This window comes from Kribbella sp. C-35 (genome assembly GCF_046549195.1).
In the GTDB taxonomy this organism is placed as follows: Bacteria; Actinomycetota; Actinomycetes; order Propionibacteriales; family Kribbellaceae; genus Kribbella.
Window position 1 is genome coordinate 954126 of the sequence record NZ_JAJPWG010000002.1, and the last position, 24175, is coordinate 978300.

Here is a 24175-nt window from a genome sequence, read left to right on the forward strand (position 1 = left end):
CGGACGGCGGTCCGGGAGACCTAGCGTCAGTGACATGACTGGCGCAAGCGTTGCTCTTCTCGCGGGGACAATGTCCACCATCCTCTTCGCGTCGAGCGCCCTGCCGATGGTGGTCCGGGCGATCCGGACCCGCGACCTCGCGTCGTACAGCCCGGCCAACCTGGTCCTGGCCAACGTCGGCAACGCCGTCCACTGCATCTACGTGGTGCACCTGCCGCCGGGACCGATCTGGTTCCTGCACGGCTTCTACGTCGTGACGTCCGCGCTGATGTTGCTGTGGTGGCTGCGCTTCCACGCTCCCCGGCGCCACGTCGGACGCCCTGTCAGGGAGGTTGTTACATGAACACCATCATCATCGGCGCCGGCCAGGCCGGGCTGTCCACCGGCCGCCACCTGCAACGGCTCGGGGAGCCGTTCACCATCCTCGACGGCAACGCCGCTGTCGGCGACCAGTGGCGGTCGCACTGGGACAGCCTGCGGCTGTACTCCCCCGCGAAGTACGACGGGCTGCCCGGCCTCCCGTTCCCGGGCGATCCGTGGCACTACCCCGGCAAGGACGAGGTGGCCGACTACCTCGCGTCGTACGCCGCTCACTTCGAGCTGCCGATCCGGCCCAGCACCCGGGTCGACCGGCTCGAACGCCGCGACGACCGGTGGGTCCTCACCATCGGCCGCGAGGAGCTCACCGCGGACAACGTCGTCGTCGCGACCGGCACCTTCGGGCGTACGCCGTACCTCCCGGACTACGCGGTCGACCTCGACCCGGCGATCCGGCAGCTGCACTCGTCGGAGTACCAGCGGCCGGCGCAACTCAAGGACGGGCCGGTGCTGGTCGTCGGCGGCTCGCACTCCGGCACGGACGTCGCGTACGAGGTCGCTGAGACGCACTCGACGGTGCTGTGCGGCCGCGATCCCGGGCAGATGCCGTTCAAGCCGGGGCGGCCGGGGCAGAAGCTGTTCTGGCCGATCTTCCTGTTCGTCGGACGGCACGTCATCACCCGCCGGTCGCCGATCGGCAAGGCGGCGATGAAGGACCTGCGGTTCCACGGTGGCCCGATGATCCGGGTCAAGCGGGCGGACCTGCTGGCCCGCGGGGTCGAGCGGGTGGCCGACCGGGTCGTCGGCGTTCAGGACGGCCGGCCGCTGCTGGCCGACGGGCGGGTGCTGGACGTGGCGAACGTGGTGTGGGCGACCGGGTTCAAACAGGTCTTCGACTGGATCAAGGTCCCGGTGGTCGACGCGGACGGCTGGCCGCGCGAGTACCGCGGGGTCGCCACGGACGCACCGGGGCTGTTCTTCTGCGGGCTGTGTTTCCAGTACGCCTTCAGTTCGATGGTCCTCCCCGGGGTCGGCCGGGACGCGGCGTACGTCGCCCGGCGGATCGCAGCGCGCACCGGCGCAGGCCGGAGTCTTGCCGCCGCCTGACCTGGCAGCGCATGCTCGCTGGTGGGGGTCTACATGGGGATTGTCGACGATCTGCAACGGGCCCGGTCCGCGTTCGAGCGGCGGGACTGGGCGGTCGCGTACGAGCGGCTCACCGCGGTCGACCGGGAGCAGGGGGCGACCGCGCTGGGTCCGGACGAGCTGGGAACGCTGGCCACCGCCGCGTTCCTGCTCGGCGACACCGATGCCTGCATCAGGGCGCTGCAGCGCGGTTACCGCCAGCAGATCGAGGCCGGCGACGTGCTCGGTGCGATCCGGTTCGCGTTCTGGCTGGCCCGCGTACTCAACGGCCGCGGCGAGGGGGCCGTCGGCAACGGCTGGGCGGCCCGCGCCGAGCGGTTGCTGGTCGACCAGCCGGAGGACGTCGTGGAGCGCGGCTACCTGCGGATCCACGACTTCTTCCGGTGCCTGGACGACGGGGATTTCCCGGGCGCACTGGCCGTTGGAGAAGACATCGTCGCCATCGCCCGGCGGCACGGCGACCCGGACCTGCTGGCTCAAGGCCTGGTGTGCAAGGGCCGTTTGCTGCTGTACTCCGGCCGCGTACCGGAAGGCCTCGCCCTGATGGACGAGGCGATGGTCGGCGTCGCTGCCGGTGAGCTGTCACCGATCTTCGCGGGTACCGTGTACTGCGCGATGATCGAGGGTTGCCAGGAGGTCCTCGACTTCGGGCGGGCCTCCGCGTGGACGGCGGCGCTGACGCGCTGGTGCGACAGTCAACCGGACCTCGTGCCGTTCACCGGCCAGTGCGCAGTCCACCGCGGCCAGATCCTGCGGCTGCATGCGGCGTACCCGGAGGCGCTCGCGGAGTTCGAGGACGCGTGCCGGCGGTACGAGGCGTCCGGGTCGGATGTCGCGGCAGGGCTCGCGTTGGGCGAGCGTGGCGACGTACTGCGGATCCGGGGCGATTTCACGGCGGCGGATGCGTCGTACGACGAGGCGGCCGGGTTCGGGTACGAGGCGCAGCCTGGGCGGGCGTTGCTGATGGTTGCGCGCGGGCGTGTCCCGGGCGCGGTTGCCGCCGTACGTCGGCTGCTCGCGGAGACGGGTGATCCGGTCCATCGGTCGCGGTTGCTGGCCGGTGCGGTCGAGGTACTGCTGGCCGGTGGCGAGTTGTCTGATGCAGACGATGCGGCTGTCCAATTGTCAACAATCGCCGAATCGTTCGGGTGCGTCGGGTTGCGGGCGTCGGCGGCCTACTGCCTCGCCCTGGTGGCGCTGGCGCAGGACGATCCGGACCGGGCGTTGCCGCACGCTCGCACGGCGGCCCGGTTGTGGGGTGAGCTGCGGGCGCCGTACGAGCTGGCGCGCGCGAAGGTGCTGGTCGGGCGGGCGGTCCGGTTGCTCGGTGACGACGACTCGGCGACGGCCGAGCTGGCCGCCGCCTGCCGCAGTTTCGCCGAGCTCGGCACCGAACCGGCCCGGCAGGGCGTCGAGCGGTTGATCGGCCGCAGTACCGCGGGCGGGCTGACCGGGCGCGAGCTCGACGTCCTCCGGTTGGTTGCGGTAGGCAACAGCAACGCCGAGATCGCGGAGCGGCTGGTGCTGAGCGACAAGACCGTCGCCCGGCACCTCACCAACATCTTCGCGAAGCTCGACGTACCGTCCCGCACCGCGGCCGCGGCGTACGCCCGCGATCACGACCTGCTCTGAGTCACCCAGGTCGATAGCGCTTCTTCAAGTCCCGTCACGGTGCCGTCCGCGGCGGCCCAGGCGACGTACCCGTCCGGCCGGATCAGTACGCCGGTGAGGTCCCCGTCGTACTTCGGGGTGAGCACGCGCACCCGCCCCGACGCGACATCGCGCAACTGCCCCGAGTCGGCCAGGTCCAGCAGCAGCGGCCTGCCGTCGAACAGGTGCTCCCCCAGCCGCGTGCCGTCCGCGAACTTGAAGTCCGGCGCACCCGAGCCGACCAGCTCGTGCGTGCCCTCGATCGGGTAGCGATGCAGAACACCGGACAACTTCTTCGCAAGGTACGTCGTACCGCCCGCCGTCTCGAGCAAGTCCTTGACCACACTGCGCAACGCCGTAGTCCGGAAATCCGTGCGCATCAAGGCGATCTGGGCCCGCGTCCAGTCCAGCACCCACTCGCCGACCGGGTGCCGTTCGGTCGTGTAGGTGTCGAGCAGGCCCTCGGGTGCAGTGCCCTGGATCGTCGCGGCCAGCTTCCAGCCGAGGTTGACCGCGTCGCCGATCCCGAGGTTCAGACCCTGGCCGCCGAAGGGCGAATGCACGTGGGCCGCGTCGCCGGCGAGCAGCACCCGCCCCATGCGGTACGTCGTGGCCTGCCGCGCGTTGTCCGTGAACCTGGTCGCCGAGAGCACGCGAGTAACCGTGACGTCGACGCCTGTGACCCGGCGCAGACTGCCCTGGATCTCGTCCGCGGTGATCGGCGCATCGCGATCCTCCGGCGGACCGTCGAACTCGACAGTCAGCACCCGACCCGGGACCGGACCGTGCGCGTAGAGCCCGGTCGAGGTGTAGTTCCAGCCGCGCCACAGTCCCTCGGCACCCTCGAGCTCCACAATCGCCTGCCGGCCCGTGATCGCCGGCTCAGTACCGGGAAAGTCGAAACCGGCGAGCTTGCGCACCAGACTGCGGCCGCCATCGCAACCGACCAACCAACCCGCCCGCACCGAGCCCTCACTCAACCGGACGGTCACGCCCTCGTCGGAGGCGTCGAGGCCCGTGACCTCGACACCACGCCGGATCTCGACACCGAGCTCGGCAGCCCGGGCACCCAGCTCGGACTCGATCGCCTGCTGCCCGACCGCGATGACCGACACCGCGGGACCGGCGTCACGGAAGTCCGGATCCGCGAAGTCCACCCCGGCGGAGCTGACCATGATCCCGGCGAAGTGCCCGGCCGGCGGCGGACCGCTCGGCGCATTCCCGCCCCGGAACGCCGTCATCTGCTCGTACGCCAGCCGCTGGTGCTCCTGCAGCACCGGCAGCATCGCGCGCCGGTACAGCGCCTCGGCGGTCGGCACGTTGATCGAGCCGGCCTTGATCGTCGGGTCGATCTCGAGCAGCCGCTCGACGACGAGTACGTCGACTCCGGCCAGCGCGAGCTCGCAGGCCAGCATCAGTCCGACCGGTCCGCCGCCGGCGATCACCACGTCCTTGTTGTCCATGCCGAGAATCTTAGACCGAGTATAAAATTTGGTCCAGTACAATTCACGTCATGGCCGAGCAAGGACTGCGCGAACGCAAGAAACAGGCGACCCGGCGGATGATCGCGGACGTGGCCACCGGCCTGTTCGTGACCCGCGGGTTCGACGCGGTGACGGTCGCCGAGATCGCCGAGGCCGCCGGCGTGTCCAAGATGACCGTCTTCAACTACTTCCCGCGTAAAGAGGACCTGTACCTGGACCGGCACCTCGACCGGCTCCGTGAGCTCGAGGCCGTCGTCCGCGACCGGCCAGCCGGCGAACCGGTGGCCACCGCGATGCGCCGCTACCACCACGAGTTGCTCGCCGCAGGGCACCCGCTGTCCGGCGCGATCGCGGGCGTGCACGGGTTCTGGAGCGTGCTGCAGTCCAGTCCCGCCCTGATGGCCCGCATGATCGAACAGGAACACGAGATCGGCGACATGCTGGCCGGCGTGCTGGCCGAAGAGACCGGCGACGAGTTCTCCGCACGCCTGGTCGCGAACCTGCTGACCGCGACCATCACCACAGTCTTCCGCACGCCGGTCGGCCGGATCCTGGCCGGCGACGACGTCGACCAGGTCCGCCGCGATCAGGTGGCCGTCATCGACCGCGCGTTCGACGTACTGGAACAAGGGATCGGTCCTCGGAGGGAGCAGCTTCACTCCGACGGGTGAGGCGGCGCCGGGGCCGCACGCCGGATGCTCGGAACGTGAGCACAACAGAGCGTCCCGTCCCGCGCTGGGCCTACGTCCTCGCCCATGCGATCCCGTTCCTGACCCTGCCGTCCGGGCTCTGGCGTCTGGGCCTGGTGTTCGGTTCGTCGATGGGCATGCTGGACGACAACGGCAACCCCGCCCAGCTCGGCGGTATCGGCGCCAAGGTGTACGTCGTCTCGCTGTCGATCTTCTCCGAACTCGTCGCCCTGACCGCACTGGGCCTGGTCAGCCGCTGGGGCGAGGTCGCGCCGCGCTGGATCCCGTTCATCGGCGGCCGGCGGGTCCATCCGTACGCCGCGATCGTGCCCGCCGTCCTGGGATCGCTGTCGCTGATGGCGATCTGGACGTACGGGTTCCGCGACGTCTTCAGCAACGACTTCATCCCGTTCGCCAGCACGCCGTGGGCGGCGCTGATGATCGCGTGCTACGCGCCCCTGCAGCTCTGGGGTCCGGCGCTGCTGGTCGTCACCTGGGCGTACTACCGGCGACGGGTCAGCGCGCCCGCGGTCGCGGTTTGAGCGTCGTCCCGGGCAGCGGCGGCGCCGGCAGCGGTTCGCCGTCGTACCCGGGGACCATGGCGAACCTATCGTTGCCCTCAGCATCGATCGCGGCCTGCCAGGCGTCCCGCGCGGCGACGATGTCCTCGTGCGAGCGGCCGATGAAGTTCCACCACATCACCAGCTCCTCCTCGAACGGCTCGCCGCCGAGCAGCAGGAACCGCACACCATTGCCCGAGGCAACGAGCTCGATCGCGTCGCGGCCGGCGCCGAGGTAGGTCATCTCGCCGAACCCCGGGTTCAGTTCCCCGACCGTCAGCGATCCGTCGACCACGAGGACGGCGTACTCGTTGGACGGGGTCAGCGGGAGGCTCAGCGACCGCCCGGGCTCGATCGTGACGTCGGCACCGACCAGCGGGGTGTACGCCGGGGCGGGTGAGGTGACGCCGGCGACGGTCCCGATCATCACGGTGACCTGCGCGCCGTCGAGTTCGAGCTGCGGCAGGTCGGCGTACGCGTTGAAGGCGGGCGGGGTCGTCGTACGGACGTCGTCCGGGAGGGCGACCCACAACTGGGCTCCGTGCAGACGCGGCGGAGCGTCCGGGGTGGAGACCTCGGAGTGAGCGATGCCGTTGCCGGCGGTCATGATGTTCAGCTCACCCGGCCGGACGAACGCGTGCGATCCGACGCTGTCGCGGTGCTCGATCTCGCCCTCGAACAGCCAGCTCACGGTCTGCAGGCTCGTGTGCGGATGCGGCGGGACCTGCATGCCCCGCTCCCCCGGTACGTCGTACGAGTCGACGCGCTGCGTCAGATCGTCCGGCCCGTAGTGATCCACGAAGCACCACGCGCCGACCATCCGCCGATTCTTGTTCGGCAACAACCGCCGCACCGTGGTGGACCGCCCCAGCACAACCTCCCGGCCCTCGAGCATCTCCAGCGCGGGCCCTTCACAGTCCCCGGTCCCGACGACCTCGGCCGGGTCCTTTTCGAGATCACTCATGACGCCGTCCATTCCACGAGTTGTTGCTGGTCCCAAGTGTTGATGACGCGGTCCGCCGTGACACCGCAGTCCTCGGCGCGTTCGCAGCCGTAGACCTGCCAGTCGAGCTGGCCGGGCGCGTGTGCGTCGGTGTCGATCGAGAACACACAGTCCATCTCGACCGCCATCGAGAGCAGCCGCTTGGGCGGGTCGAGCCGTTCGGGACGGGAGTTGATCTCGACCGCCGTACCGAACTGGCGGCACGCCTCGAACACCACCTCGGCGTCGAACTCCGACTCGGGACGGGTCCCGCGGGCGCCGGTGATCAGCCGGCCGGTGCAGTGACCGAGGACGTCCACGTGCGGGTTCGCGACCGCGCGGACCATCCGCTCGGTCATCGGCTCGGACGCCATCCGCAGCTTCGAGTGCACGCTGGCCACCACCACGTCCAGCCGGGCGAGGATCTCGGAATCGCAGTCGAGCGAGCCGTCCTCGTTGATGTCGACCTCGATACCGTTCAGGATCGTGAAGCCGTCCAGCTCGTCCTGCAGCTTCTTGTTGAGCTCGGCAACGACTTCGAGCTGCTGCAGCCGCCGCTCCCGGGAGAGCCCGTTGGCGACGGTCAGCCGCGGCGAGTGGTCGGTGAGCGCCATGTACGAGTGGCCCAGGCGATGCGCCGTACGCGCCATCTCCTCGATCGGGCTGCCACCGTCGGACCACTCCGAGTGCAGATGCAGGTCCGCCTTCAGTTCGGCGCGCAGGCCCTGCCCCGCGCCGGTCAGCTCGCCCGCGGCGCCCTCCAGCTTGACCAGGTACGCCGGGGTCTCGCCGTCCATCGCCTCGACGATCACGGCCTCGGTCTTCGGCCCGATCCCCGGCAGCTCGGTCAGTGTCCCGGCCCGGCGGCGCGCCCGTACCTCGGCGGCCGGCAACGCCGCGATCGTGTCGGCCGCCCGCCGGTACGCCTTCACCCGATGCGTCGGCTGCCGATCGCGCTCGAGGTAATACCCGATCGCCCGCAGCGCGGCCACGGCGTCCGCGACGCCCGCGTTGTCCGTCATACGCTCCATCTTCCCCGCTCGCCCGCACACTTGGAGGGTTGCCCCCTCGTATTTTCAGTAGGCAACCCTCCCGGTGAGGGGATGCCCGCTCAGGTGGAGGGTTTGCGCCGGACGGTGGGCGTGGGAGCTATGGTCAGGGCGTGGCGACGAAGGCGCATCTGGCGCGGGCGGAGCGGTTGCAAGGAGCGACCGGCGCGCTTGCCACGGCCGCGATGGCGGCGATGGAAGAGAAGCTGCCGTGGTTCGGGAAGCTGTCGGCGCAGGATCGGTCGTGGATCGGGCTCGTCGCGCAGTCCGGGATCTCGGCGTTCGTCGAGTGGTTCCGCGACCCCGAGGCGCACTCGTCGATGCCGACCCGGATCTTCGGCTCCGCGCCGCGGGAGTTCACCCGGGTGATCTCGCTGCACCAGACCGTCGACCTGGTGCGGACGACGATCGAGACCATCGAGAACACCATCGGCACCCTGCTGCCGCCCGCCGACGTGCCGATCGTCCACGAGGCCATCCAGCGGTACGCCCGCGAGGTCGCGTTCGCCGCCGCCACCGTCTACGCGCAGGCCGCCGAGATGCGCGGCGCCTGGGACGCCCGCCTGGAAGCGCTCCTCGTCGACTCCGTCATCCGCGGCGAGGCCGACGAGTCGGTCCGCTCCCGCGCCTCCGCCCTCGGCTGGACCGGAGCCGCCGGTACGACGGGGGCCGCCGAGGTCGCCGTGGTGGTCGGACGGGCTCCCGCCGCCGAACCGACCGAAGCACGCGACGCCGGCTCGAACGTCGCGGATCAGGTCCGGCACGCGGCCCGCGAGGCGGGTGCTGACGCTCTGTGTGCGGTCCAGGGCGACCGCCTGGTGGTGGTACTCGGCGGTACGAGCAAACCTGTGGAGATCGTACAAAAACTCGCGCCCTGGTTTGGACCCGGTCCGATCGTGGTCGGACCGGTCGTGAAGGACCTGATGTCTGCCGTGACCTCGGCACGAGCCGCGGTCGCCGGCCTCCGCGCGGCCGTGGCCTGGCCGGGTGCCCCGCGGCCGGTGCCGGCTGACGAACTGCTCCCGGAACGGTCACTCTCCGGAGACGGCCACGCGCGCCGGCAGCTCGCGAACGAGGTCTACGGCCCACTCGCCGTAGGCGATGGGGTACTCCTCGACACGGTCTCGGCGTACCTGGACTCCGGCGGGTCGATCGAGGCGACGGCCCGGGCGATGTTCATCCACGCCAACACCGTCCGGTACCGGCTGAAGCGTGTGGCGGACATCACCGGGTACAACCCGCTCAATCCCCGCGACAGTTTCACATTGCGTGTCGCACTGACCTTGGGTCGCCTGCTCAATCCCGAGCCCGGAAGCACCGTTTTGTAGGATCTCTACAAACCGGCCCGGGAGAATTCGTGTTCGCCTTTCCGCTCACGACAGGCAGGTGTGAGGGAGAGTGGTCACGTGCTCGTCATCGTCGCGCCCGGTCAGGGTGCCCAGACCCCAGGATTCCTCGAGCCGTGGCTGGCGGATCCCGTGTTCGAGAGCCGGTTGAACTGGCTCTCCGCGGTCGCCGGTCTCGACCTCGCCCACTACGGCACCGAAGCCGACGCCGACACGATCCGGGACACCGCGATCGCGCAGCCGCTACTGGTCGCCTCCAGCATGCTGGCCGCGCTGGCGGTCTTCCCGCACCCGGCCGACGCCTTCGCGAAGGTCGGCGCGGTCGCCGGCCACAGCGTCGGTGAGCTCGCCGCCGCGGCCGGCACCGGTGTCCTGAGCGCCGAGCAGGCGATGGTCCTGGTCCGCGAGCGCGGCAAGGCGATGGCCGCCGCGTCCGCGCTGACCCCGACCTCGATGACCGCGGTGCTGGGCGGCGACCGCGACGAGATCCTCGCCAAGCTCGCCGAGCACGGCCTGACGCCGGCCAACGACAACGGCCCCGGCCAGATCGTTGCCGCAGGCACCGTCGAGGAGCTGGCCGCGCTGGCCGAGGACCCGCCCGCGAAGGCCCGGCTGATCCCGCTGTCGGTGGCCGGCGCGTTCCACACCAGGCACATGGAGCCGGCCGTCCAGACGCTGGCGAAGTACGCGACCGCGATCAGCACCCACGACCCGCGGACCCGCCTGATCTCGAACCGCGACGGCCATGTCGTCCACGACGGCCGGGACGTCCTGCGACGGCTCGTCACCCAGGTGAACTCGCCGGTCCGCTGGGACCTGTGCATGCAGACCATGGCCGACCTCGAGGTGACCGGCATCCTGGAGCTGCCGCCGGCGGGCACCCTGACCGGGATCGCGCGGCGCGCCCTCAAGGGTGTCGAGACGTTCGCGCTGAAGACTCCGGACCAGCTCGACGACGCCCGCGCGTTCGTCGAGAAGCACGGCAGCCCGTCCGAGATCGATGCCTCCCCCACCTGGCGGCTGCTGGTCGCCCCGATCAAGGGCACCTTCACCCGCAAGGTCGACGTACTCCGGGAGACCGGGGCGACCGTCGAGGCCGGTGAGGTCGTCGCGAAGGTGGCGAGCCTGCGGGACGAGGTCGACGTGACCGCGCCGCACGGCGGCATCGTGGTCGAGTGGCTCGTCGAGGAAGGCGACCCGGTCGCCCCCGGTCAGCCCCTGGTCCGCCTGCACCCCGCTGGGAGCAACGCATGATCACCGCATCGACAGGCTCGCAGTACGCCGGGATTCTCGGCATCGGCTCGTACCGGCCGCGGCGGGTGGTGCCGAACGCCGAGATCCTCCAGCAGATCGACTCCAGCGACGAATGGATCCAGACCCGCTCCGGGATCAAGGAACGCCGCTGGGCGAGCGAGGACGAGACCGTCCTGATGATGTCGGTGAACGCGGCCAAGGAGGCGCTCGCCGACTCCGGCATCGACCCGTCCGAGATCGGCTGTGTGATCGTCGCGACCGTCACGCACCTGTACCAGACGCCCGCGATCGCGACCCGGATCGCGGTCGAGGTGGGCGCCCCGACCGCGGCCGCGTTCGACATCTCGGCGGCCTGCGCGGGCTTCTGCTACGGCGTCGCGATGGCCAATGACCTGGTCCGCGGCGGCAGCGCGAAGTACGTGCTGGCGATCGGGGTCGAGCGGCTCAGCGACATCACCGACCGCACCGACCGCGGTACGGCGTTCATCTTCGCCGACGGCGCCGGCGCCGCGATCGTGGGACCGACCGACGAACCGGGCATCGGCCCGGTGGTGTGGGGCTCGGACGGCACGCAGCACCAGGTGATCAGCCAGAAAGAGTCGTGGGTGGAGGTGCACGGCAACCACAACTGGCCGCACCTCACGATGGACGGCAACCCGGTGTTCCGCTGGGCGTCGTTCGAGATGGCCAAGGCCGCGCAGCAGGCGCTGGACGTGGCCGGTGTGAAGGCCGAGCAGCTCGACCTGTTCGTCCCGCACCAGGCGAACATGCGGATCACCGACGCGATGCGCCGCACGCTGAAGCTGCCCGAGCACGTCAAGATCGCCCGCGACATCGAGCGCCAGGGCAACACCTCGGCCGCGTCGATCCCGCTCGCGATCACCGCGATGCGCGAGGCCGGCGAAGCCAAGAGCGGCGACCTCGCCCTGATCATCGGCTTCGGAGCCGGGCTGGTGTACGCCGCCCAGGTCATCCGCCTGCCATGAGTCACGAGTAGTCCATAGTTGTCCGGGGGCGGCTCAGGTGGCCGCACCCGGCTGTGACAGCCAGAAGAAATCCGAAAGGGAACCAGAGAACATGGCCAGCACCGAAGAGATCCGTTCCAACCTCGCCGAGATCGTGAACGAGATCGCCGGCATCCCGGTCGAGGACGTCCAGCTGGACAAGTCCTTCACCGACGACCTCGACGTCGACTCGCTCTCCATGGTGGAGGTCGTGGTGGCCGCCGAGGAGAAGTTCGACGTGAAGATCCCCGACGACGAGGTCAAGAACCTGAAGACCGTCGGCGACGCGGTCGCGTTCATCGAGCGCGCCCAGAACGGCTGACGTACGCCGTCACCGTGCTGGCCCGGGTGCTCATCGGGCCCCTTCGTCGCAAGGCAGTCCGATGAGCACCACGCCCGTACCGCGACAAACGCAGCCACCCCTCGCTCCCAACCGCAGAACGCTCATGTGAAGGATGAGGTAACCATGTCGAAGACCCGAGTCGTCATCACCGGACTCGGAGCCACGACTCCGCTCGGCGGCGATGTGACCAGCACCTGGGAAGGGTTGCTGGCCGGTCGCTCCGGCGCACGGCGGCTGACCGACGAGTGGGTGCAGAACCTGGCGGTGCAGATCGCCGCACCGGTCGCGGTCGAGCCGACCGAGGTCATCGAGCGCGTCAAGGCCCGCCGTCTCGACCGTACGGCGCAACTCGCCGTCGTCGCCGCCCGCGAGGCCTGGGCCGACTCCGGCCTGGAGGACTCCGGGCTCGACAAGGAGCGGCTCGGTGTCGCGGTCGCCTCCGGGATCGGCGGCCTGCACACGACGCTGTCGAACTACGACGCCCTGCAGCAGAACCCGCGCCGGGTGTCGCCGCTGGCGATCCCGATGCTGATGCCGAACTCGTCGGCGGCCTACGTGAGCCTCGAGCTCGGGGCCAAGGCCGGCGTCCACACCCCGGTGTCGGCGTGCGCGTCCGGTAACGAGGCGATCTGGCTGGGTCTGGACCAGATCCGGCTCGGCCGCGCGGACGTGGTGGTCGCCGGTGGCGCCGAGGGCGCGATCATGGCGCTGCCGCTGGCCGCGTTCGGGATGATGCAGGCGCTCAGCAAGCGCAACGACGACCCGGAGAGGGCTTCCCGTCCGTGGGACGTGGACCGCGACGGGTTCCTGCTCGGTGAGGGCGCCGGGATCCTGATCCTGGAGTCGTACGAGCACGCGAAGGCGCGCGGCGCGAAGATCTACGCCGAGCTCGCCGGCGCGGGCATCTCCGCCGACGGCCACGACATCGCGCAGCCGGACCCGACCGGTTCCGGTGCGCGGCGGGCGATGGAGCGGGCGCTGTCCGAGGGCGACCTGACCCCGGCCGACATCTTCCACATCAACGCGCACGCCACCTCGACGCCGCAGGGCGACATCGCCGAGTCGATCGCGATCCGGCAGGCGCTCGGCAAGGAGGCCGACCACGCGGTCGCCACCGCGCCGAAGTCGATGATCGGCCACCTGCTCGGCGGCGCCGGCGCGGTCGAGTCGGTCGCCACCGTGCTCGCCCTGAAGAACCGGGTCTCGCCGCCCACCATCAACGTGGACAAGCTCGACGACGAGATCGACCTGGACGTCGCGACCGAGCAGCGCAAGCTGCCCGACGGGGACATCGCGGCGCTGAACAACTCGTTCGGCTTCGGCGGCCACAACGCCGCCATCGCCTTCAAAACCCTGTAGTCCTGGAGGCAACATGACCGTCGCCCCGGCAAAACCCGCCAAACTGCCCCGTGAGCTGGATCCGCGGAACCCCGTCACCCGGCTCACGAACCTGCTCGACCCGGGCAGTCTGGAGCTGATCACCCCCGATGATCTGTCGGGGATGATCGCGGCCCGCGGGCGGATTGCCGGAGCGAAGGTCGTGGCGTTCTGCTCGGACGCCACCGTGATGGGCGGCGCGATGGGTGACATCGGCTGCGACGTGGTGGTCAAGGCGTACGAGGTCGCCCGCGAAGAACAGGTGCCGATCATCGGCTTGTGGCACTCCGGCGGCGCCCGGCTGGCCGAGGGCGTGCTCAGCCTGCACGCCGTCGGCAAGATCTTCTACGCGATGACGCAGGCCTCCGGGAAGATCCCGCAGATCTCCGTCGTCCTCGGCCCGGCGGCGGGCGGCGCGGCGTACGGTCCGGCGCTGACCGATGTCGTCATCCTCGGACCGGAGGGCCGGATCTTCGTGACCGGCCCGGACGTGGTCCGCTCGGTCACCGGTGAGGACGTCGACATGCTCCGTCTCGGCGGCCCCGAGCCGCACGGGCGGCGGTCCGGCGTCGTCCACATCACCACCGACAGCGAGGCGGCGGCGCTGGAGCAGGCGCGCCGGCTGACCGACCTGCTCGCCAACCAGGGCACGATGTCGACCGCGATCCCGGACACCGATCTGTCCGGGTTCCTGCCCGAGTCGGCGAAGCGCGCGTACGACGTCCACCCGCTGGTCGGAGGGGTGCTCGACGAGGACTCCTCGGTCGAACTGCACCAGCGGTGGGCGCCGAACATCGTCACCACGCTCGGTCGCCTCGGCGGCCGCACGATCGGCGTGATCGCGAACAACCCGCTCCGGCTCGGTGGTTGCCTGGACGCCCTGTCCGCGGAGAAGGCGTCCCGGTTCGTCCGGATGTGCGACGCGTTCGGCGTACCGCTCGTCGTCCTGGTCGACGTACCGGGGTACCTGCCTGGCGTCGGTCAGGAGTGGGACGGTGTCGTACGACGGGGCGCGAAGCTGCTGCACGCGTTCGCGGAGGCCGTCGTACCGCGGGTGACGCTGGTGACCCGGAAGACGTACGGCGGGGCGTACATCGCGATGAACGCACGCTCGCTGGGCGCCACCCGCGTGTTCGCCTGGCCGCGCGCCGAAGTCGCCGTGATGGGCGCGGTGGCGGCCATCCGGGTCCTGCACCGCCGCAAGCTCGCCGAGGTCGCTCCGGAGCTCCGGCCCCAGGTCGAGACCGAGCTGGCCGCGGAACACGAGAAGATTGCCGGCGGCATCGACCGGGCCATCGAGATCGGCGTCGTCGACGAGGTCGTCGAACCGACCCGCACCCGCACGGCACTCGCGACCGCACTGGCCAAGGCGGAGGCCGACGGCCCGATCCGCGGGAACCACGGCAACATCCCGCTGTAGACAGCCCTGAAACGGCTTGAAGGGCACGGATCCGAAGATCCGTGCCCTTCACGTGGTGCGGCCGCTGTGGTTAACAACCACCGGGGGTGTCCCGACACCCGGTGGCCCAGCGGCCACGGCCCCTCCCACCCTTGTAAAACGTCTGATGCTCAGTCTCACCGAAAAGTTCGGCGAAATCCCCTAGTTCACAGGTTTCTTCTGAAGTTCTCAGCATCTCCTTAGACGACCTGGTGGAGCCAGCGCACCGGGGCGCCGTCGCCGGCGTACCGGAAGGGCTCCAGCTCGTCGTCCCACGGGCGGCCGAGCAACCGCTCGACCTCCTCGGTCAGGTCGGCCTCGCCGCTCGCCGCCTTCAGCATGGCCGCCTTCAGCCGCTCCTCGGGCACCATGATGTCGCCGTGGACGCCGGTGGTCGCGTGGAAGACCCCGAGCGCCGGGGTGAAGGAGTACCGCTCGCCTTCGACGCCGTTGCTCGGTTCCTCGGTCACCTCGAACCGGAGCTTCTGCCATCCGCGCAAGGCGGACGCCAGCTTCGCCGCGGTCCCGGCCTCGGCCTGCCACGACAGTTCGGCCCGGTACTGGCCCTGGGCCGCGGGCTGCGGTGTCCAGTCCAGTTTCACGGGCACGCCAAGGATGCCGCCCGCGGCCCACTCGACATGCGGGCACAACGCTGACGGCACCGTGTGGACGTACAGAACGCCACGAGTTGTCGCCACCGGGACCTCCTGTGCTCGAGGGGCGCCTTCCCCAGCGTTCTCGATCACTTGTCTGTCGGTCCTGGCGGTACTGAATCCCTCACGGCATCACAAGATGCCCCGCGGAACTCTGGTACATCTTGCACCACAGTCCCCTCCAACACCAGCAACCTCGCCGTGTCAACTACATCACCGTCGTGTCGCGATCTCAGCTGGACCCGCGGCGCACCAGGCGAGTGGGGAGAATCAGCGGCGTCGGCGTCTCCCCGGAAATCAGTGCCAGCAGCATCCGCGCCATCTCCCGGCCGAGGGACTGGATCGGCTGGGCGACCGTGGTCAGCGGCGGATCGATGTGCCGGGCACCGGCGATGTCGTTGAAGCCGACGATCGCCACATCGCCCGGAACCGAGCGCCCGGCCTCCTTCACCACCTGCAGCGCGCCGACGGCCATCTGGTCGGACGCGACGAACACCGCGTCCAGGTCGGCGTGCTTGTCAAGCAACTCGCGCATCGCTGCTGTTCCGCCGTCCTCGGAGAAGTCGGCGTGGGCAACTCGGCCGGCGTCGAGTCCGGCGACGGCGAGGGCCTCCTGGAACCCCTTGTACCGCGCGCTGCCGGCGCCCTCGTCCATCCGGCCGGTGATCGTGGCGATCCGGGTCCGTCCGCTCGCGATCAGGTGTTCGGTCGCGAGCCGTGCGCCGCCGCGGTTGTCCGCGTCGACGTAGTACCGCGGTTCGAAGCCGATCGGGCACCCGCCGAACACCACCGGTACGTCGGACTTCTCGGCGAGCCGCGCGAGCGGGTCGTCGCCGTGCATCGACATCAGCATCACCCCGGCGGCCTGCCGCGTCCGCAGCAGCTGCTCGAGCCGGGTCTGTCCCCGCGACGACGTTGCCAGCAGCAACATCAGCTCCAGCTCGGTCTCGTCGAGCACCGCCGAGATGCCGACCACGACCTCGGCGAAGAACGGGTCCGCGAACACCTGCGGGCTGTCGCTGGAGATGGCGAGAACCACCGCGCCGGCCTGCTGCGTCGCGAGCGCCCGCGCTGTCGCGTTGGGCACGTAGCCCAGGTCGGCGACTGCCCGCAGTACGGCGGCCCGCTTCGCCTTGCTGACGTGCGGGGCGTTGTTGATGACACGTGAGGCCGCTGACCGGGACACACCGGCACGCTCGGCGACTTCGTCGAGCGTCACCTGGCGTCTGGAGAGGTCGGTCACCGGCGGTTCCTTACTTTTGGCGTAGGGCGAGCGTAGAACATCACATCCTGAGTGCGCCCTCCAGCACCAGAATGGTAGCGCTCCCAAACCTTGACACAGGTGTTCCCGGTCGGCAGCATCAGGTCCCACTTGGTCCATAAACTGCAAGCGCTCCCAGCGGAGGCCCGCCATGCTCAGATCTCGACGGCGGTCCGGTGCGATCGCCCTGCTCGGCGCCCTCACCCTGGTCCCGCTCCTCACCGCACCGGCCGCCGCCGATCCGTCGTACGAGCGGGTCCTCAACGGGACCTTCGACGTCACGAAGGAGCCGTGGTGGAGCAGTGGCAACACGCCCGCCACCGTCGCCGACGGCAAGCTCTGCGCGCAGATTCCGGCCGGCACCGTGAACCCGTGGGACTCGATGATCGGCCAGGACGACCTCCCGCTCGAAGAGGGTCAGCCGTACACCCTGAAGTTCGACGCGTCGACGACCCGGCCGGTCCAGTTCCATGCCGTCCTCCAGCAGGCAGCAACGCCGTACGCGACCGTGCTCAACAAGACCGTCGACGCGACCAGCACTCCGCAGACTTACGTCTTCACGGGCACCTCCCCCGTCACCGACACACACGGTCAGGTGTCGTTCCAGATGGGCGGCGCGACCGAGCCGTACACGCTCTGCCTCGACAACATCTCGGTCATCGGCGGCGTCATCCCACCCGGTGGAGTCCGCGACTTCGGCTCACCGGTGCGCGTCAACCAGCTCGGGTACGTCGCCAACGGGCCGAAGCGCGCCACCTACGTCACCACAGCCACCGCTCCGCTCGACTGGCGCCTGCTTGCCGCGAGCAACGAGGTCGTCGCCACCGGCCGCACCACGCCGTACGGTACGGACGCGCTCGCCGGGGACGCCGTACAACTGATCGACTTCGCCGCGTACCGCGGTACCGGCACCGGCTTCCGGCTGGTCGTCGGGGAGGACGTCAGCGAGCCCTTCGACATCGGCAAGCACCTGTACGCCGGACTCCGCCAGGACGCGCTCGAGTATTTCTACAACAACCGCAGCGGCCTCCCGATTGAAGCGAAGTACGTCGGCGCGGAGTACGCCCGCGCCGCCGGCCACCTCGGCGTCGCGCCGAACCAGGGCGACACCTCCGTGCCCTGCTACCCGGGCACATGCGACTACAGCCTCGACGTCCGCGGCGGTTGGTACGACGCCGGCGACCACGGGAAGTACGTCGTGAACGGAGCGCTCGCCGCGTGGCAGCTTCTCGATCTGTACGAGGAGACCGGGCCCGGTATCGCGCTGAAGATCCCCGAGTCCGGCAACCGGACGCCCGACGTACTCGACGAGGCCCGGTGGGAGCTCGACTTCCTGCTGCGGATGCAGGCGCCGAACGGCATGGTGCACCACAAGGTCCACGACGAGAAGTGGACCGGGCTCGGCCTCGCGCCCGCCGACGACCCGCAACCGCGCTACCTCTACCCGGTGTCGACCGCGGCGACGCTCAACCTCGCGGCCGTCGGCGCCCGCTGCGCCCGGGTCTACGCGCGCTGGGACCACCGGTTCGCCGCCCGGTGCCTGGCCGCCGCGGAGACGGCCTGGAACGCAGCACGACAGCACCCGGCGTTGTACGCACCGGCAGGTGGTGAAGGCGGTGGAGCGTACGACGACACGAAGGTGACGGACGAGTTCTCGTGGGCCGCCGCCGAGTTGTTCGCGACGACGGGCAGGACGTCGTACAAGCGCTTCATCTCGACGACCCTGAACGCGGCCGACGGGTTCTCGTGGCAGGAGACCGGCGGACTGGCCGATCTCGCGCTGGCCCGCGTGCCGTGGCGGCTGTCACCGACCGACCGCTGGAAGCTGCGCACGCGGATCACGGACGCGGCGAACACTTACCTCGCCGACCTGAAGTCGCAGGGCTACCCCAACCCGTACAAGCCGGCGGACGGCCAGTACGTCTGGGGATCGAACTCCGCGACGGCCAACGACGCGATGATCCTCGCCCTCGCCGCGGACCTCACCGGGCGGTCCGCCTACCGATCGGCGGCGCTCGAGTCGCTCGACTACCTACTCGGCCGGAACGCGCTCAACCAGTCCTACGTGACCGGGTACGGCGAACGCTCGAGCCACAACCAGCACCACCGCTTCTGGGCCCACTCGCTCAACCCCGCATTCCCGTCGCCGTACCCAGGCTCGCTCGCCGGCGGGCCGAACTCGCACCTGCAGGATCCCGTTGCCCAACGCAACCTCCCGGGCTGCGCTCCTGCCAAGTGCTACCTCGACGATATCGGCTCGTACTCCACCAACGAGGTCGCCATCAACTGGAACTCGGCGTTGGCCTGGCTGACCGCGTACGCCGACTCCTAGGGGAAGCGTGTGGCGAGTGCGATGCAGGCGCCGGCGGCGGCGAGGGTGAAGAGCATCGCGATCCCGGCGTACCGGGCGGTGATCTCCTTGTCGACCTCGTCGTACCCGACCGAGGAGCCGATGTCCTTGTAGACGTCCTCGAGCTCGCCGGCCGACTCCGCGGTGTAGGCCTTGCCGCCGCTGATCTCGGCGACCGACCGCAGCTCGGCGCGGTCCGGTGGCACCCGCTGCCGGATGCCGTCCATCTCGATGAAGCCGGAGTCGGTGCCGAAGCAGATCGTGTACACCGGGGTGCTCTTCGCCTTCGCCGCCTGCGCGCCCTCCTGGGCGGTCCGGCCGACGGTGCGCTTCCCGTCGGACAGCAGCACGATCCGCGCCGGGGCCGGCTCGGTCGGGTGCTCAGGGTCCGGCGGGACCTGGGTGAGCGCCTGCAGCGAGGTGAAGATGCCCTCACCGGTCGCGGTCGACTCGGCCAGCTCGAGCCCGTCGATCGAGCGCAGCACGGTCGCCCGATCGGTGGTCGGCGGCACGATGATCGACGCCGTACCGGCGAAGTTCACCAGCGCCACGTTGAACTTGCTGGGCAGCTGGTTGACGAAGTTCTTCGCCGACTTCTTCGCGGCCTCGAGCCGGTTCGGGTCGATGTCGGTGGCCATCATCGACAGCGAGACGTCGACCGCCACCACGATCGTGGCCCGCTCGCGCGGCACCTTCACCTTGTCCTTCGGCTGCGCGAACGCCACGATGCAGGTCAGCGCGGCCAGCAGCGCCAGCCCGACGGCCAGGTGCCGCCGCCACTGCGGCCGCCGCGGCGCGACCCGGTCCAGCAGCGCGATGTTGGTGAAGCGCAGCGCGTACTGCGAGCGACGGTGCTGGAGAAAGATGTACCCCGCGACGATCAGCGGGATGAGCAGCAGGAACCACAACCGCCCTGGAGACAGGAACTCCATCAGCGAGCCACTCCCTTCGGCGGTTGGTGCAGGCGGGACGCGACATGCCGGTAGGCGAGCACGAACCGCACGGTGTCGGCGACCCAGTCGCGGTCGGTCCGCAGTACCAGGTGCCCCGCACCTACCCTACGCAGGGCGGCCCGCGTTCGTTCCCGCTGCGCGAGCGCGGCCGTCGCGAACGCTTCCCGGACCTTGCGGCGCCGGGTGTCGATCTCGCGGATCTCGCCGGTCTCCGGGTCACCGATCGTGACGACGCCGATGTTCGGCAGCTCCAGCTCGCGCGGGTCGACGATCTCGACCGCCAGCACCTGGTGCTGCGCGGTCAGCTTGCGCATCGCTCGCTCCCAGGACGGCTCGATCTGGCTGGCCACCTCGCCGTCCTGCGGGGTGAGGAAGTCCGAGACGATCACGCGCAGTCCGCGCTTACGCTGCGTCCGCGCCATCGACTCGAGCGCCGCGGCCAGATCGCTGCGGTGCGCCTCCTCGTCGCCGTTGAACTGCTCGGCCAGCAGCGCGCGCAGCAGGCCGTAGAGCGCGAGCCGCCCGGACCGCGCCGGCCAGCGGCGCAGCGCCGAGTCGCGCAGCATCAGCCCGCCGAACCGGTCACCGAGCCGGTGGGTCAGGAACCCGACCGTCGCCACGGCCGCGACCGCGAGCTCCCGCTTCTCGAGCGTCGACGTACCGAAGTCCATCGAGCCGGACAGGTCCACCAGCGCCCAGGTCTCCAGCTCACGGTCCGCGATCAGGTCGCGGACGTGCGGAACCGTGGTGCGCGCGGTGACCGCCCAGTCCATCCGCCGTACGTCGTCGCCGACCTGGTACTCCCGCGCCTCGGCCAGCTCGGTGCCGGGCCCGGGCAGCAGGCCGAGGTGCTCCCCGTGCAGGTAACCCTCGAGCCGCCGTACGACGGTCAGCTCGAGCCGCCGCAACGCACGCTCGGGAGCGAGCTGCGAGATCGTCATCGCAACTCGTGGATCAGGGCGATTGGGCACTACACGAACTCCGGGCGGCCGGAGCCGTCGGTGCCGTCGCGCCAGACCGGCTGCGGCGGCGGGACGGTGGCCAGGATCCGCTCGATCACGGCGCGCGGGTCGATGTTGTCCGCGACCGCGTCGAAGGTCAGGCCGAGCCGGTGCCCCATCACGTCCAGGGCGACGGTCTGGATGTCGCTCGGCAGCAGGTAGTCCCGCCCGTGGATCAGCGCCAGCGCCCGGCCGGCCGCGATCAGGCCGAGGGTCGCGCGCGGGCTGACGCCGAGCTCGATGATCGGCTCCAGGTCGGGCAGGTGGAAGTCGGTCGGCGTCCGGGTCGCCATCACCAGGCGGACGGCGTACTCCGCGACCAGGTTGTGCACGAAGACCTGCTCCGCGGACCGCTGCAGCTCGAGGATCGTCTCCGGCTTCAGCACCTGCCGCGGCTCCGGCGGGTCGACGCTCATCCGGCGGAGGATCTCGAACTCCTCGTGACCGCGCGGATGCGGTACGTCGATCTTCACCAGGAATCGGTCACGCTGCGCCTCGGGCAGCGGATACACGCCCTCGGACTCGATCGGGTTCTGGGTCGCGATCACGATGAACGGCTTCGGCATCGGGAACGTCTGGCCGCCGATCGACACCTGCCGCTCGGCCATCAGCTCCAGCATCGCGGACTGCACCTTGGCCGGTGCGCGGTTGACCTCGTCGGCCAGCACGAAGTTCACAAACGTCGGGCCGAGCTCGATGTCGAAGGTCTCGCGGGTCTGCCGGTAGATCCGGGTGCCGACGATGTCGGACGGGACCAGGTCCGGGGTGAACTGGATCCGGGCGAACGTGCCGCCGACCACGCTGGCGAAGGTCCGGACGGCGAGTGTCTTGGCGACGCCCGGGACACCTTCGAGCAGGCAGTGACCCTTGGCCAGCAGCGACACCATCAGCGTCTCGACCATGTGCTCCTGGCCGACGATCACCCGCTTGACCTCGCCAAGGGCCTCGCCGATCAGCCGGGACTGCTGGGCCACCGTTCCTGCCGGCACCGTGGTTTCGGTCATGCCTGTCCTTCCGGGGCCCGCACCCGAGCCTTGTCATTCCCCACTTCACACAACACGGCCATTCCATCAGATCACCGGGGCCAGCGCTCCCGGAGCCCCGTCCCATCCTCCACCCCGGCCCCAAATCCCGGGCCCGCCGCACCTTGAGCCCCCACCAGCCAAATGTCCGGTCCGGAAACGGTTGGCGGGTGCTCAAGGTGGGTTCGGTGCGCGTGCTACCGGGGATGTGGTGGGATTGGGGTGATGACTGCGACCGAATCCCAGCCGAAGGTGCAGCCGGAGGACCGGCCTGCGCTGGAGATTCCGGACGCCCTCCCGCTGCAGCCGGAGGACCCGCCGCGGGTCGGCGAGTTCTGGCTCCGCGGCCGGCTCGGCGCGAACGCGGCCGGCTACCTGTACACCGCCAGCTCCGAGGACGGCCGGGACGCGATCGTCGCGATGATGACCGAGGGATCGGCCGACGACGCCGCCGCCCGCGAGCGGTTCGTGAACGCCGTCGACGAACTGCCCGAGGACGCCGTACTCGCGCACAACGACTCCGACGACGACGATCTCGCGCTCTGGGTCGCGGTCGGGCCGATCCGGACCGACGACGGGTCCAGCGCGGCGTCCGACGAGCGGCTGATCGCGGAACGCCGCGGCGAGGAGATTCTGTCCGCGGTCCTGATGGACCGGATCCCACAGCCCGGGAAGCTCCGCGGACCGGACTTCCGGCACTACTGGGAGAACCGTCGCCGCCCCGGCCTGTTCCGGATCTGGCCGCTTCCGTGGCCGAACGCACTACGCCCCGCGTCGCGATGGGCGCTGGCGCTCGCGTTGCTGACGATGGCCGTGATCATGGCGCTCGCGGTGTTCCTGGCGTGGCTGCTGTTCCGGCACGCCGCGCCGCTGGAGCCGGAGCCCGTCATCCCGACCCCGAGCGGGACCACGACGGTTACGGTCACGCCGACCACGCCGCCGCCGGGGACCGGGACAGGGTCCGCGTCGCCGCCGACCGCCAGCCCGACTACGGTCACACCGAGCACCGGCATCCCCACCGTGGTGCCGACGGGTACGTCCGGTACGGCGACGAACCCGGGCGACAAGTTCTAGTTCGCGTCCTCGCGCCTCAGCAAATTCAGCAGGCCAAGCAGGCTGATCACCGCCCAGCTGCCTTCCAGCAGCAGGAAGCCCCAGGACTGATGGACGGCCGCGATCGTTGCCAGCACCCCCGATCCGAGCAGGTTCAGGAGCTGGTACGTGATCGTGCGCTGGTGCAGCTTCCCGGTCTGCGCGGCCGCGAACGCCACCAGAATGGTGAGCGCGCCAACGATTTCGACGACATCGATCGCATGCATGGGACGACCCCCTCCCTGAGGGGCAAGGCGTCGTCTTCTCAGACCGGGTACGGCGCCGCTCGTCCGGGGAGCCCGCTGAAACGCGAACTCCTCACTTCAAGATAGCAAACGCAGCAACTCCGGATCCTTCCAGAGCCGCTCCGGCACCGGCTGCCTGACGAGCGCTGCGTCGGCGCGGATCTCCGCGGGTGACGACGCCGCGATCAGCACCGACGTGACCGCGGAATGCCTGCTGGGGAAGGCGAGCGCGGCCTGCGGCAGCGAGACGCCGTACCGCTCGCAGACCGCCGATAACCTTCTCGCCTGGATGGTCTCCATGTGCAGCACCTGTGGTGTGAGTACGCCGGAGACGACCGCGGACACCCCGCGCGCGACGCAACGATCCAGCAGCGGCCTGGCCGACTGGTCGAGCAGCTCGTACTGCGCGGTGAGCAGCACACAGTCCAGTTCGACGTCCCGCACCTGCCGATCGAGCTCGCGCCAGTCGTCCGACACCGCCCCGAGTGCCTTGATCACGCCGTCCCGCCGCAGCCGATCGAGCACCGGGTACGCCGCGTCGTCCTGCGCGAACACCAGATCGACGGCGAGACCGAGTCGCTCGCTGCTCGCCCGGACCGACTCCTCCGGGTCGGCGCCGACCACCTTCGTCGACACCAGGAACTCACCACGCGGCCGCCGCTGCAGGGCCAAACCGAGTCGTCGCTCGGAGTCGCCGTACGCCGGGGACGTGTCGAAGAACCTGATGCCGGCCTGGTACGCCGCATCGACCGTCGCGACCGCGGTCTCGTCTCCTGTGTCGTGTCCGGTCTCGTCTCCTGGATCGGGTCCTGGGTCGCCGAGATGTGAGCCGCCGAGCCCGAACCGCGGCGGGCGGAACCGGGCCGTGGTGCGGGGTGCGAGCACCTGGCTGGGTGCAGCCATCGCACTCACCTCCGCTGGTCGGTTACCTACCAGGATCAGGGCTCGGCGGCTTCTT

The 24175-nt window shown here is 70.1% G+C and carries 23 protein-coding genes and 1 riboswitch; of the genes, 13 read left to right on the forward strand and 10 right to left on the reverse strand.

All coding sequences use genetic code 11. The features are described from left to right. Positions 1–34 precede the first annotated feature (34 nt). From ACLJOO_RS17050 to ACLJOO_RS17060, 3 genes are read left to right on the forward strand one after another with little or no spacing between them, the layout of a single operon-like run. On the forward strand, positions 35–343 hold the full coding sequence (locus tag ACLJOO_RS17050; RefSeq protein ID WP_410788138.1) for a hypothetical protein: 309 nt from the start codon (positions 35–37) through the stop codon (positions 341–343). Continuing rightward, positions 340–1425 carry a flavin-containing monooxygenase gene (locus tag ACLJOO_RS17055; protein WP_410788139.1) on the forward strand — a complete coding sequence of 362 codons (1086 nt, stop codon included), beginning with the start codon at positions 340–342 and terminating at the stop codon, positions 1423–1425. The genes ACLJOO_RS17050 and ACLJOO_RS17055 overlap by 4 nt, the downstream gene beginning before the upstream one ends. A gap of 33 nt (positions 1426–1458) precedes the next feature. After that, on the forward strand, positions 1459–3096 hold the full coding sequence (locus ACLJOO_RS17060) for a LuxR C-terminal-related transcriptional regulator (RefSeq protein WP_410788140.1): 1638 nt from the start codon (positions 1459–1461) through the stop codon (positions 3094–3096). Here the strand turns inward: ACLJOO_RS17060 and ACLJOO_RS17065 are convergent. Further along, on the reverse strand, positions 3081–4577 hold the full coding sequence (locus ACLJOO_RS17065; protein WP_410788141.1) for an FAD-dependent monooxygenase: 1497 nt from the start codon (positions 4575–4577) through the stop codon (positions 3081–3083). The two genes, ACLJOO_RS17060 and ACLJOO_RS17065, sit on opposite strands and share 16 nt — an antisense overlap. A 50-nt stretch (positions 4578–4627) precedes the next feature. Between ACLJOO_RS17065 and ACLJOO_RS17070 the strand changes: the two genes are divergently transcribed. Both ACLJOO_RS17070 and ACLJOO_RS17075 read left to right on the forward strand, forming a co-directional pair. After that, positions 4628–5269 carry a TetR/AcrR family transcriptional regulator gene (locus ACLJOO_RS17070; protein ID WP_410788142.1) on the forward strand — a complete coding sequence of 214 codons (642 nt, stop codon included), beginning with the start codon at positions 4628–4630 and terminating at the stop codon, positions 5267–5269. Between the two features lie 35 nt (positions 5270–5304). Then, a complete protein-coding gene (locus ACLJOO_RS17075) occupies positions 5305–5829 on the forward strand; it encodes a hypothetical protein (RefSeq protein WP_410788143.1) in 525 nt (174 codons plus the stop codon). Here ACLJOO_RS17075 and ACLJOO_RS17080 read toward each other — a convergent pair. Together ACLJOO_RS17080 and ACLJOO_RS17085 are read right to left on the reverse strand one after the other, a co-directional pair. Beyond that, positions 5804–6811, reverse strand: coding sequence for a pirin family protein (locus tag ACLJOO_RS17080; protein ID WP_410788144.1), 1008 nt, complete (start codon positions 6809–6811; stop codon positions 5804–5806). The two genes, ACLJOO_RS17075 and ACLJOO_RS17080, sit on opposite strands and share 26 nt — an antisense overlap. Continuing rightward, positions 6808–7851, reverse strand: a complete 1044-nt coding sequence (locus tag ACLJOO_RS17085) for a PHP domain-containing protein (RefSeq protein WP_410788145.1) — start codon at positions 7849–7851, stop codon at positions 6808–6810. Before ACLJOO_RS17085 ends, ACLJOO_RS17080 begins: the two co-directional genes overlap by 4 nt. Before the next feature lie 140 nt (positions 7852–7991). Here ACLJOO_RS17085 and ACLJOO_RS17090 point away from each other — a divergent pair, with 140 nt between their 5' ends. The 6 genes from ACLJOO_RS17090 (at position 7992) to ACLJOO_RS17115 (ending at position 14622) form a co-directional block, all read left to right on the forward strand. After that, positions 7992–9206, forward strand: coding sequence for a PucR family transcriptional regulator (locus ACLJOO_RS17090; protein WP_410788146.1), 1215 nt, complete (start codon positions 7992–7994; stop codon positions 9204–9206). Between the two features lie 78 nt (positions 9207–9284). Further along, the gene (locus ACLJOO_RS17095) at positions 9285–10478 is read left to right on the forward strand and encodes an acyltransferase domain-containing protein (protein WP_410788147.1); all 1194 of its coding nucleotides are present in this window, start codon (positions 9285–9287) and stop codon (positions 10476–10478) included. Further along, positions 10475–11464, forward strand: coding sequence for a beta-ketoacyl-ACP synthase III (locus ACLJOO_RS17100; RefSeq protein WP_410788148.1), 990 nt, complete (start codon positions 10475–10477; stop codon positions 11462–11464). Before ACLJOO_RS17095 ends, ACLJOO_RS17100 begins: the two co-directional genes overlap by 4 nt. A gap of 91 nt (positions 11465–11555) precedes the next feature. After that, a complete protein-coding gene (locus ACLJOO_RS17105; RefSeq protein ID WP_130446978.1) occupies positions 11556–11804 on the forward strand; it encodes an acyl carrier protein in 249 nt (82 codons plus the stop codon). A 144-nt stretch (positions 11805–11948) separates the two neighbouring features. Then, the gene (gene fabF, locus ACLJOO_RS17110; protein ID WP_410788149.1) at positions 11949–13184 is read left to right on the forward strand and encodes a beta-ketoacyl-ACP synthase II; all 1236 of its coding nucleotides are present in this window, start codon (positions 11949–11951) and stop codon (positions 13182–13184) included. 13 nt (positions 13185–13197) lie between these two features. Then, positions 13198–14622, forward strand: coding sequence for an acyl-CoA carboxylase subunit beta (locus tag ACLJOO_RS17115; RefSeq protein WP_410788150.1), 1425 nt, complete (start codon positions 13198–13200; stop codon positions 14620–14622). 218 nt (positions 14623–14840) lie between these two features. On the opposite strand, the gene ACLJOO_RS17120 is transcribed toward ACLJOO_RS17115, so the two are convergent. Both ACLJOO_RS17120 and ACLJOO_RS17125 read right to left on the reverse strand, forming a co-directional pair. Then, on the reverse strand, positions 14841–15338 hold the full coding sequence (locus ACLJOO_RS17120) for a DUF3145 domain-containing protein (protein ID WP_130380557.1): 498 nt from the start codon (positions 15336–15338) through the stop codon (positions 14841–14843). 187 nt (positions 15339–15525) lie between these two features. Beyond that, positions 15526–16536 (reverse strand): LacI family DNA-binding transcriptional regulator, encoded by a 1011-nt coding sequence (locus tag ACLJOO_RS17125; RefSeq protein ID WP_410788151.1) that lies wholly within the window; start codon positions 16534–16536, stop codon positions 15526–15528. A gap of 169 nt (positions 16537–16705) precedes the next feature. Between ACLJOO_RS17125 and ACLJOO_RS17130 the strand changes: the two genes are divergently transcribed. Further along, positions 16706–18886, forward strand: coding sequence for a glycoside hydrolase family 9 protein (locus ACLJOO_RS17130; protein WP_410788152.1), 2181 nt, complete (start codon positions 16706–16708; stop codon positions 18884–18886). Here ACLJOO_RS17130 and ACLJOO_RS17135 read toward each other — a convergent pair. Genes ACLJOO_RS17135 through ACLJOO_RS17145 form a run of 3 tightly spaced genes read right to left on the reverse strand, consistent with a single transcriptional unit; the run spans position 18883 to position 21862 of the window. Then, positions 18883–19836, reverse strand: a complete 954-nt coding sequence (locus tag ACLJOO_RS17135) for a VWA domain-containing protein (protein WP_410788153.1) — start codon at positions 19834–19836, stop codon at positions 18883–18885. The genes ACLJOO_RS17130 and ACLJOO_RS17135 overlap by 4 nt on opposite strands. Beyond that, positions 19836–20798, reverse strand: a complete 963-nt coding sequence (locus ACLJOO_RS17140) for a DUF58 domain-containing protein (protein ID WP_410788154.1) — start codon at positions 20796–20798, stop codon at positions 19836–19838. Before ACLJOO_RS17140 ends, ACLJOO_RS17135 begins: the two co-directional genes overlap by 1 nt. A 29-nt stretch (positions 20799–20827) precedes the next feature. Further along, positions 20828–21862: an AAA family ATPase gene (locus ACLJOO_RS17145; RefSeq protein WP_410788155.1), complete on the reverse strand. Its 1035-nt coding sequence runs from the start codon at positions 21860–21862 to the stop codon at positions 20828–20830. A 243-nt stretch (positions 21863–22105) separates the two neighbouring features. Between ACLJOO_RS17145 and ACLJOO_RS17150 the strand changes: the two genes are divergently transcribed. After that, positions 22106–22954 (forward strand): hypothetical protein, encoded by an 849-nt coding sequence (locus ACLJOO_RS17150; RefSeq protein ID WP_410788156.1) that lies wholly within the window; start codon positions 22106–22108, stop codon positions 22952–22954. Here the strand turns inward: ACLJOO_RS17150 and ACLJOO_RS17155 are convergent. Then, a complete protein-coding gene (locus ACLJOO_RS17155; protein WP_410788157.1) occupies positions 22951–23199 on the reverse strand; it encodes a CBU_0592 family membrane protein in 249 nt (82 codons plus the stop codon). The genes ACLJOO_RS17150 and ACLJOO_RS17155 overlap by 4 nt on opposite strands. A gap of 24 nt (positions 23200–23223) precedes the next feature. After that, positions 23224–23292: riboswitch (guanidine-III (ykkC-III) riboswitch) on the reverse strand. A 3-nt stretch (positions 23293–23295) separates the two neighbouring features. Beyond that, the gene (locus ACLJOO_RS17160) at positions 23296–24120 is read right to left on the reverse strand and encodes an aldo/keto reductase (RefSeq protein ID WP_410788158.1); all 825 of its coding nucleotides are present in this window, start codon (positions 24118–24120) and stop codon (positions 23296–23298) included. Positions 24121–24175: the final 55 nt, after the last annotated feature.

Bases quoted from the DNA above. Each gene is read 5' to 3' on its own strand.
- ACLJOO_RS17160 (WP_410788158.1), bottom strand. From the start codon at position 24,120: ATGGCTGCACCCAGCCAGGTGCTCGCACCCCGCACCACGGCCCGGTTC.
- ACLJOO_RS17140 (WP_410788154.1), bottom strand. From the start codon at position 20,798: ATGACGATCTCGCAGCTCGCTCCCGAGCGTGCGTTGCGGCGGCTCGAG.
- ACLJOO_RS17115 (WP_410788150.1), top strand. From the start codon at position 13,198: ATGACCGTCGCCCCGGCAAAACCCGCCAAACTGCCCCGTGAGCTGGAT.
- ACLJOO_RS17105 (WP_130446978.1), top strand. From the start codon at position 11,556: ATGGCCAGCACCGAAGAGATCCGTTCCAACCTCGCCGAGATCGTGAAC.
- ACLJOO_RS17050 (WP_410788138.1), top strand. From the start codon at position 35: ATGACTGGCGCAAGCGTTGCTCTTCTCGCGGGGACAATGTCCACCATC.
- ACLJOO_RS17130 (WP_410788152.1), top strand. From the start codon at position 16,706: ATGCTCAGATCTCGACGGCGGTCCGGTGCGATCGCCCTGCTCGGCGCC.
- ACLJOO_RS17080 (WP_410788144.1), bottom strand. From the start codon at position 6,811: ATGAGTGATCTCGAAAAGGACCCGGCCGAGGTCGTCGGGACCGGGGAC.
- ACLJOO_RS17055 (WP_410788139.1), top strand. From the start codon at position 340: ATGAACACCATCATCATCGGCGCCGGCCAGGCCGGGCTGTCCACCGGC.
- ACLJOO_RS17150 (WP_410788156.1), top strand. From the start codon at position 22,106: ATGACTGCGACCGAATCCCAGCCGAAGGTGCAGCCGGAGGACCGGCCT.
- ACLJOO_RS17155 (WP_410788157.1), bottom strand. From the start codon at position 23,199: ATGCATGCGATCGATGTCGTCGAAATCGTTGGCGCGCTCACCATTCTG.
- ACLJOO_RS17100 (WP_410788148.1), top strand. From the start codon at position 10,475: ATGATCACCGCATCGACAGGCTCGCAGTACGCCGGGATTCTCGGCATC.
- ACLJOO_RS17135 (WP_410788153.1), bottom strand. From the start codon at position 19,836: ATGGAGTTCCTGTCTCCAGGGCGGTTGTGGTTCCTGCTGCTCATCCCG.
- ACLJOO_RS17060 (WP_410788140.1), top strand. From the start codon at position 1,459: ATGGGGATTGTCGACGATCTGCAACGGGCCCGGTCCGCGTTCGAGCGG.
- ACLJOO_RS17065 (WP_410788141.1), bottom strand. From the start codon at position 4,577: ATGGACAACAAGGACGTGGTGATCGCCGGCGGCGGACCGGTCGGACTG.
- ACLJOO_RS17070 (WP_410788142.1), top strand. From the start codon at position 4,628: ATGGCCGAGCAAGGACTGCGCGAACGCAAGAAACAGGCGACCCGGCGG.
- ACLJOO_RS17145 (WP_410788155.1), bottom strand. From the start codon at position 21,862: ATGACCGAAACCACGGTGCCGGCAGGAACGGTGGCCCAGCAGTCCCGG.
- ACLJOO_RS17085 (WP_410788145.1), bottom strand. From the start codon at position 7,851: ATGACGGACAACGCGGGCGTCGCGGACGCCGTGGCCGCGCTGCGGGCG.
- fabF (WP_410788149.1), top strand. From the start codon at position 11,949: ATGTCGAAGACCCGAGTCGTCATCACCGGACTCGGAGCCACGACTCCG.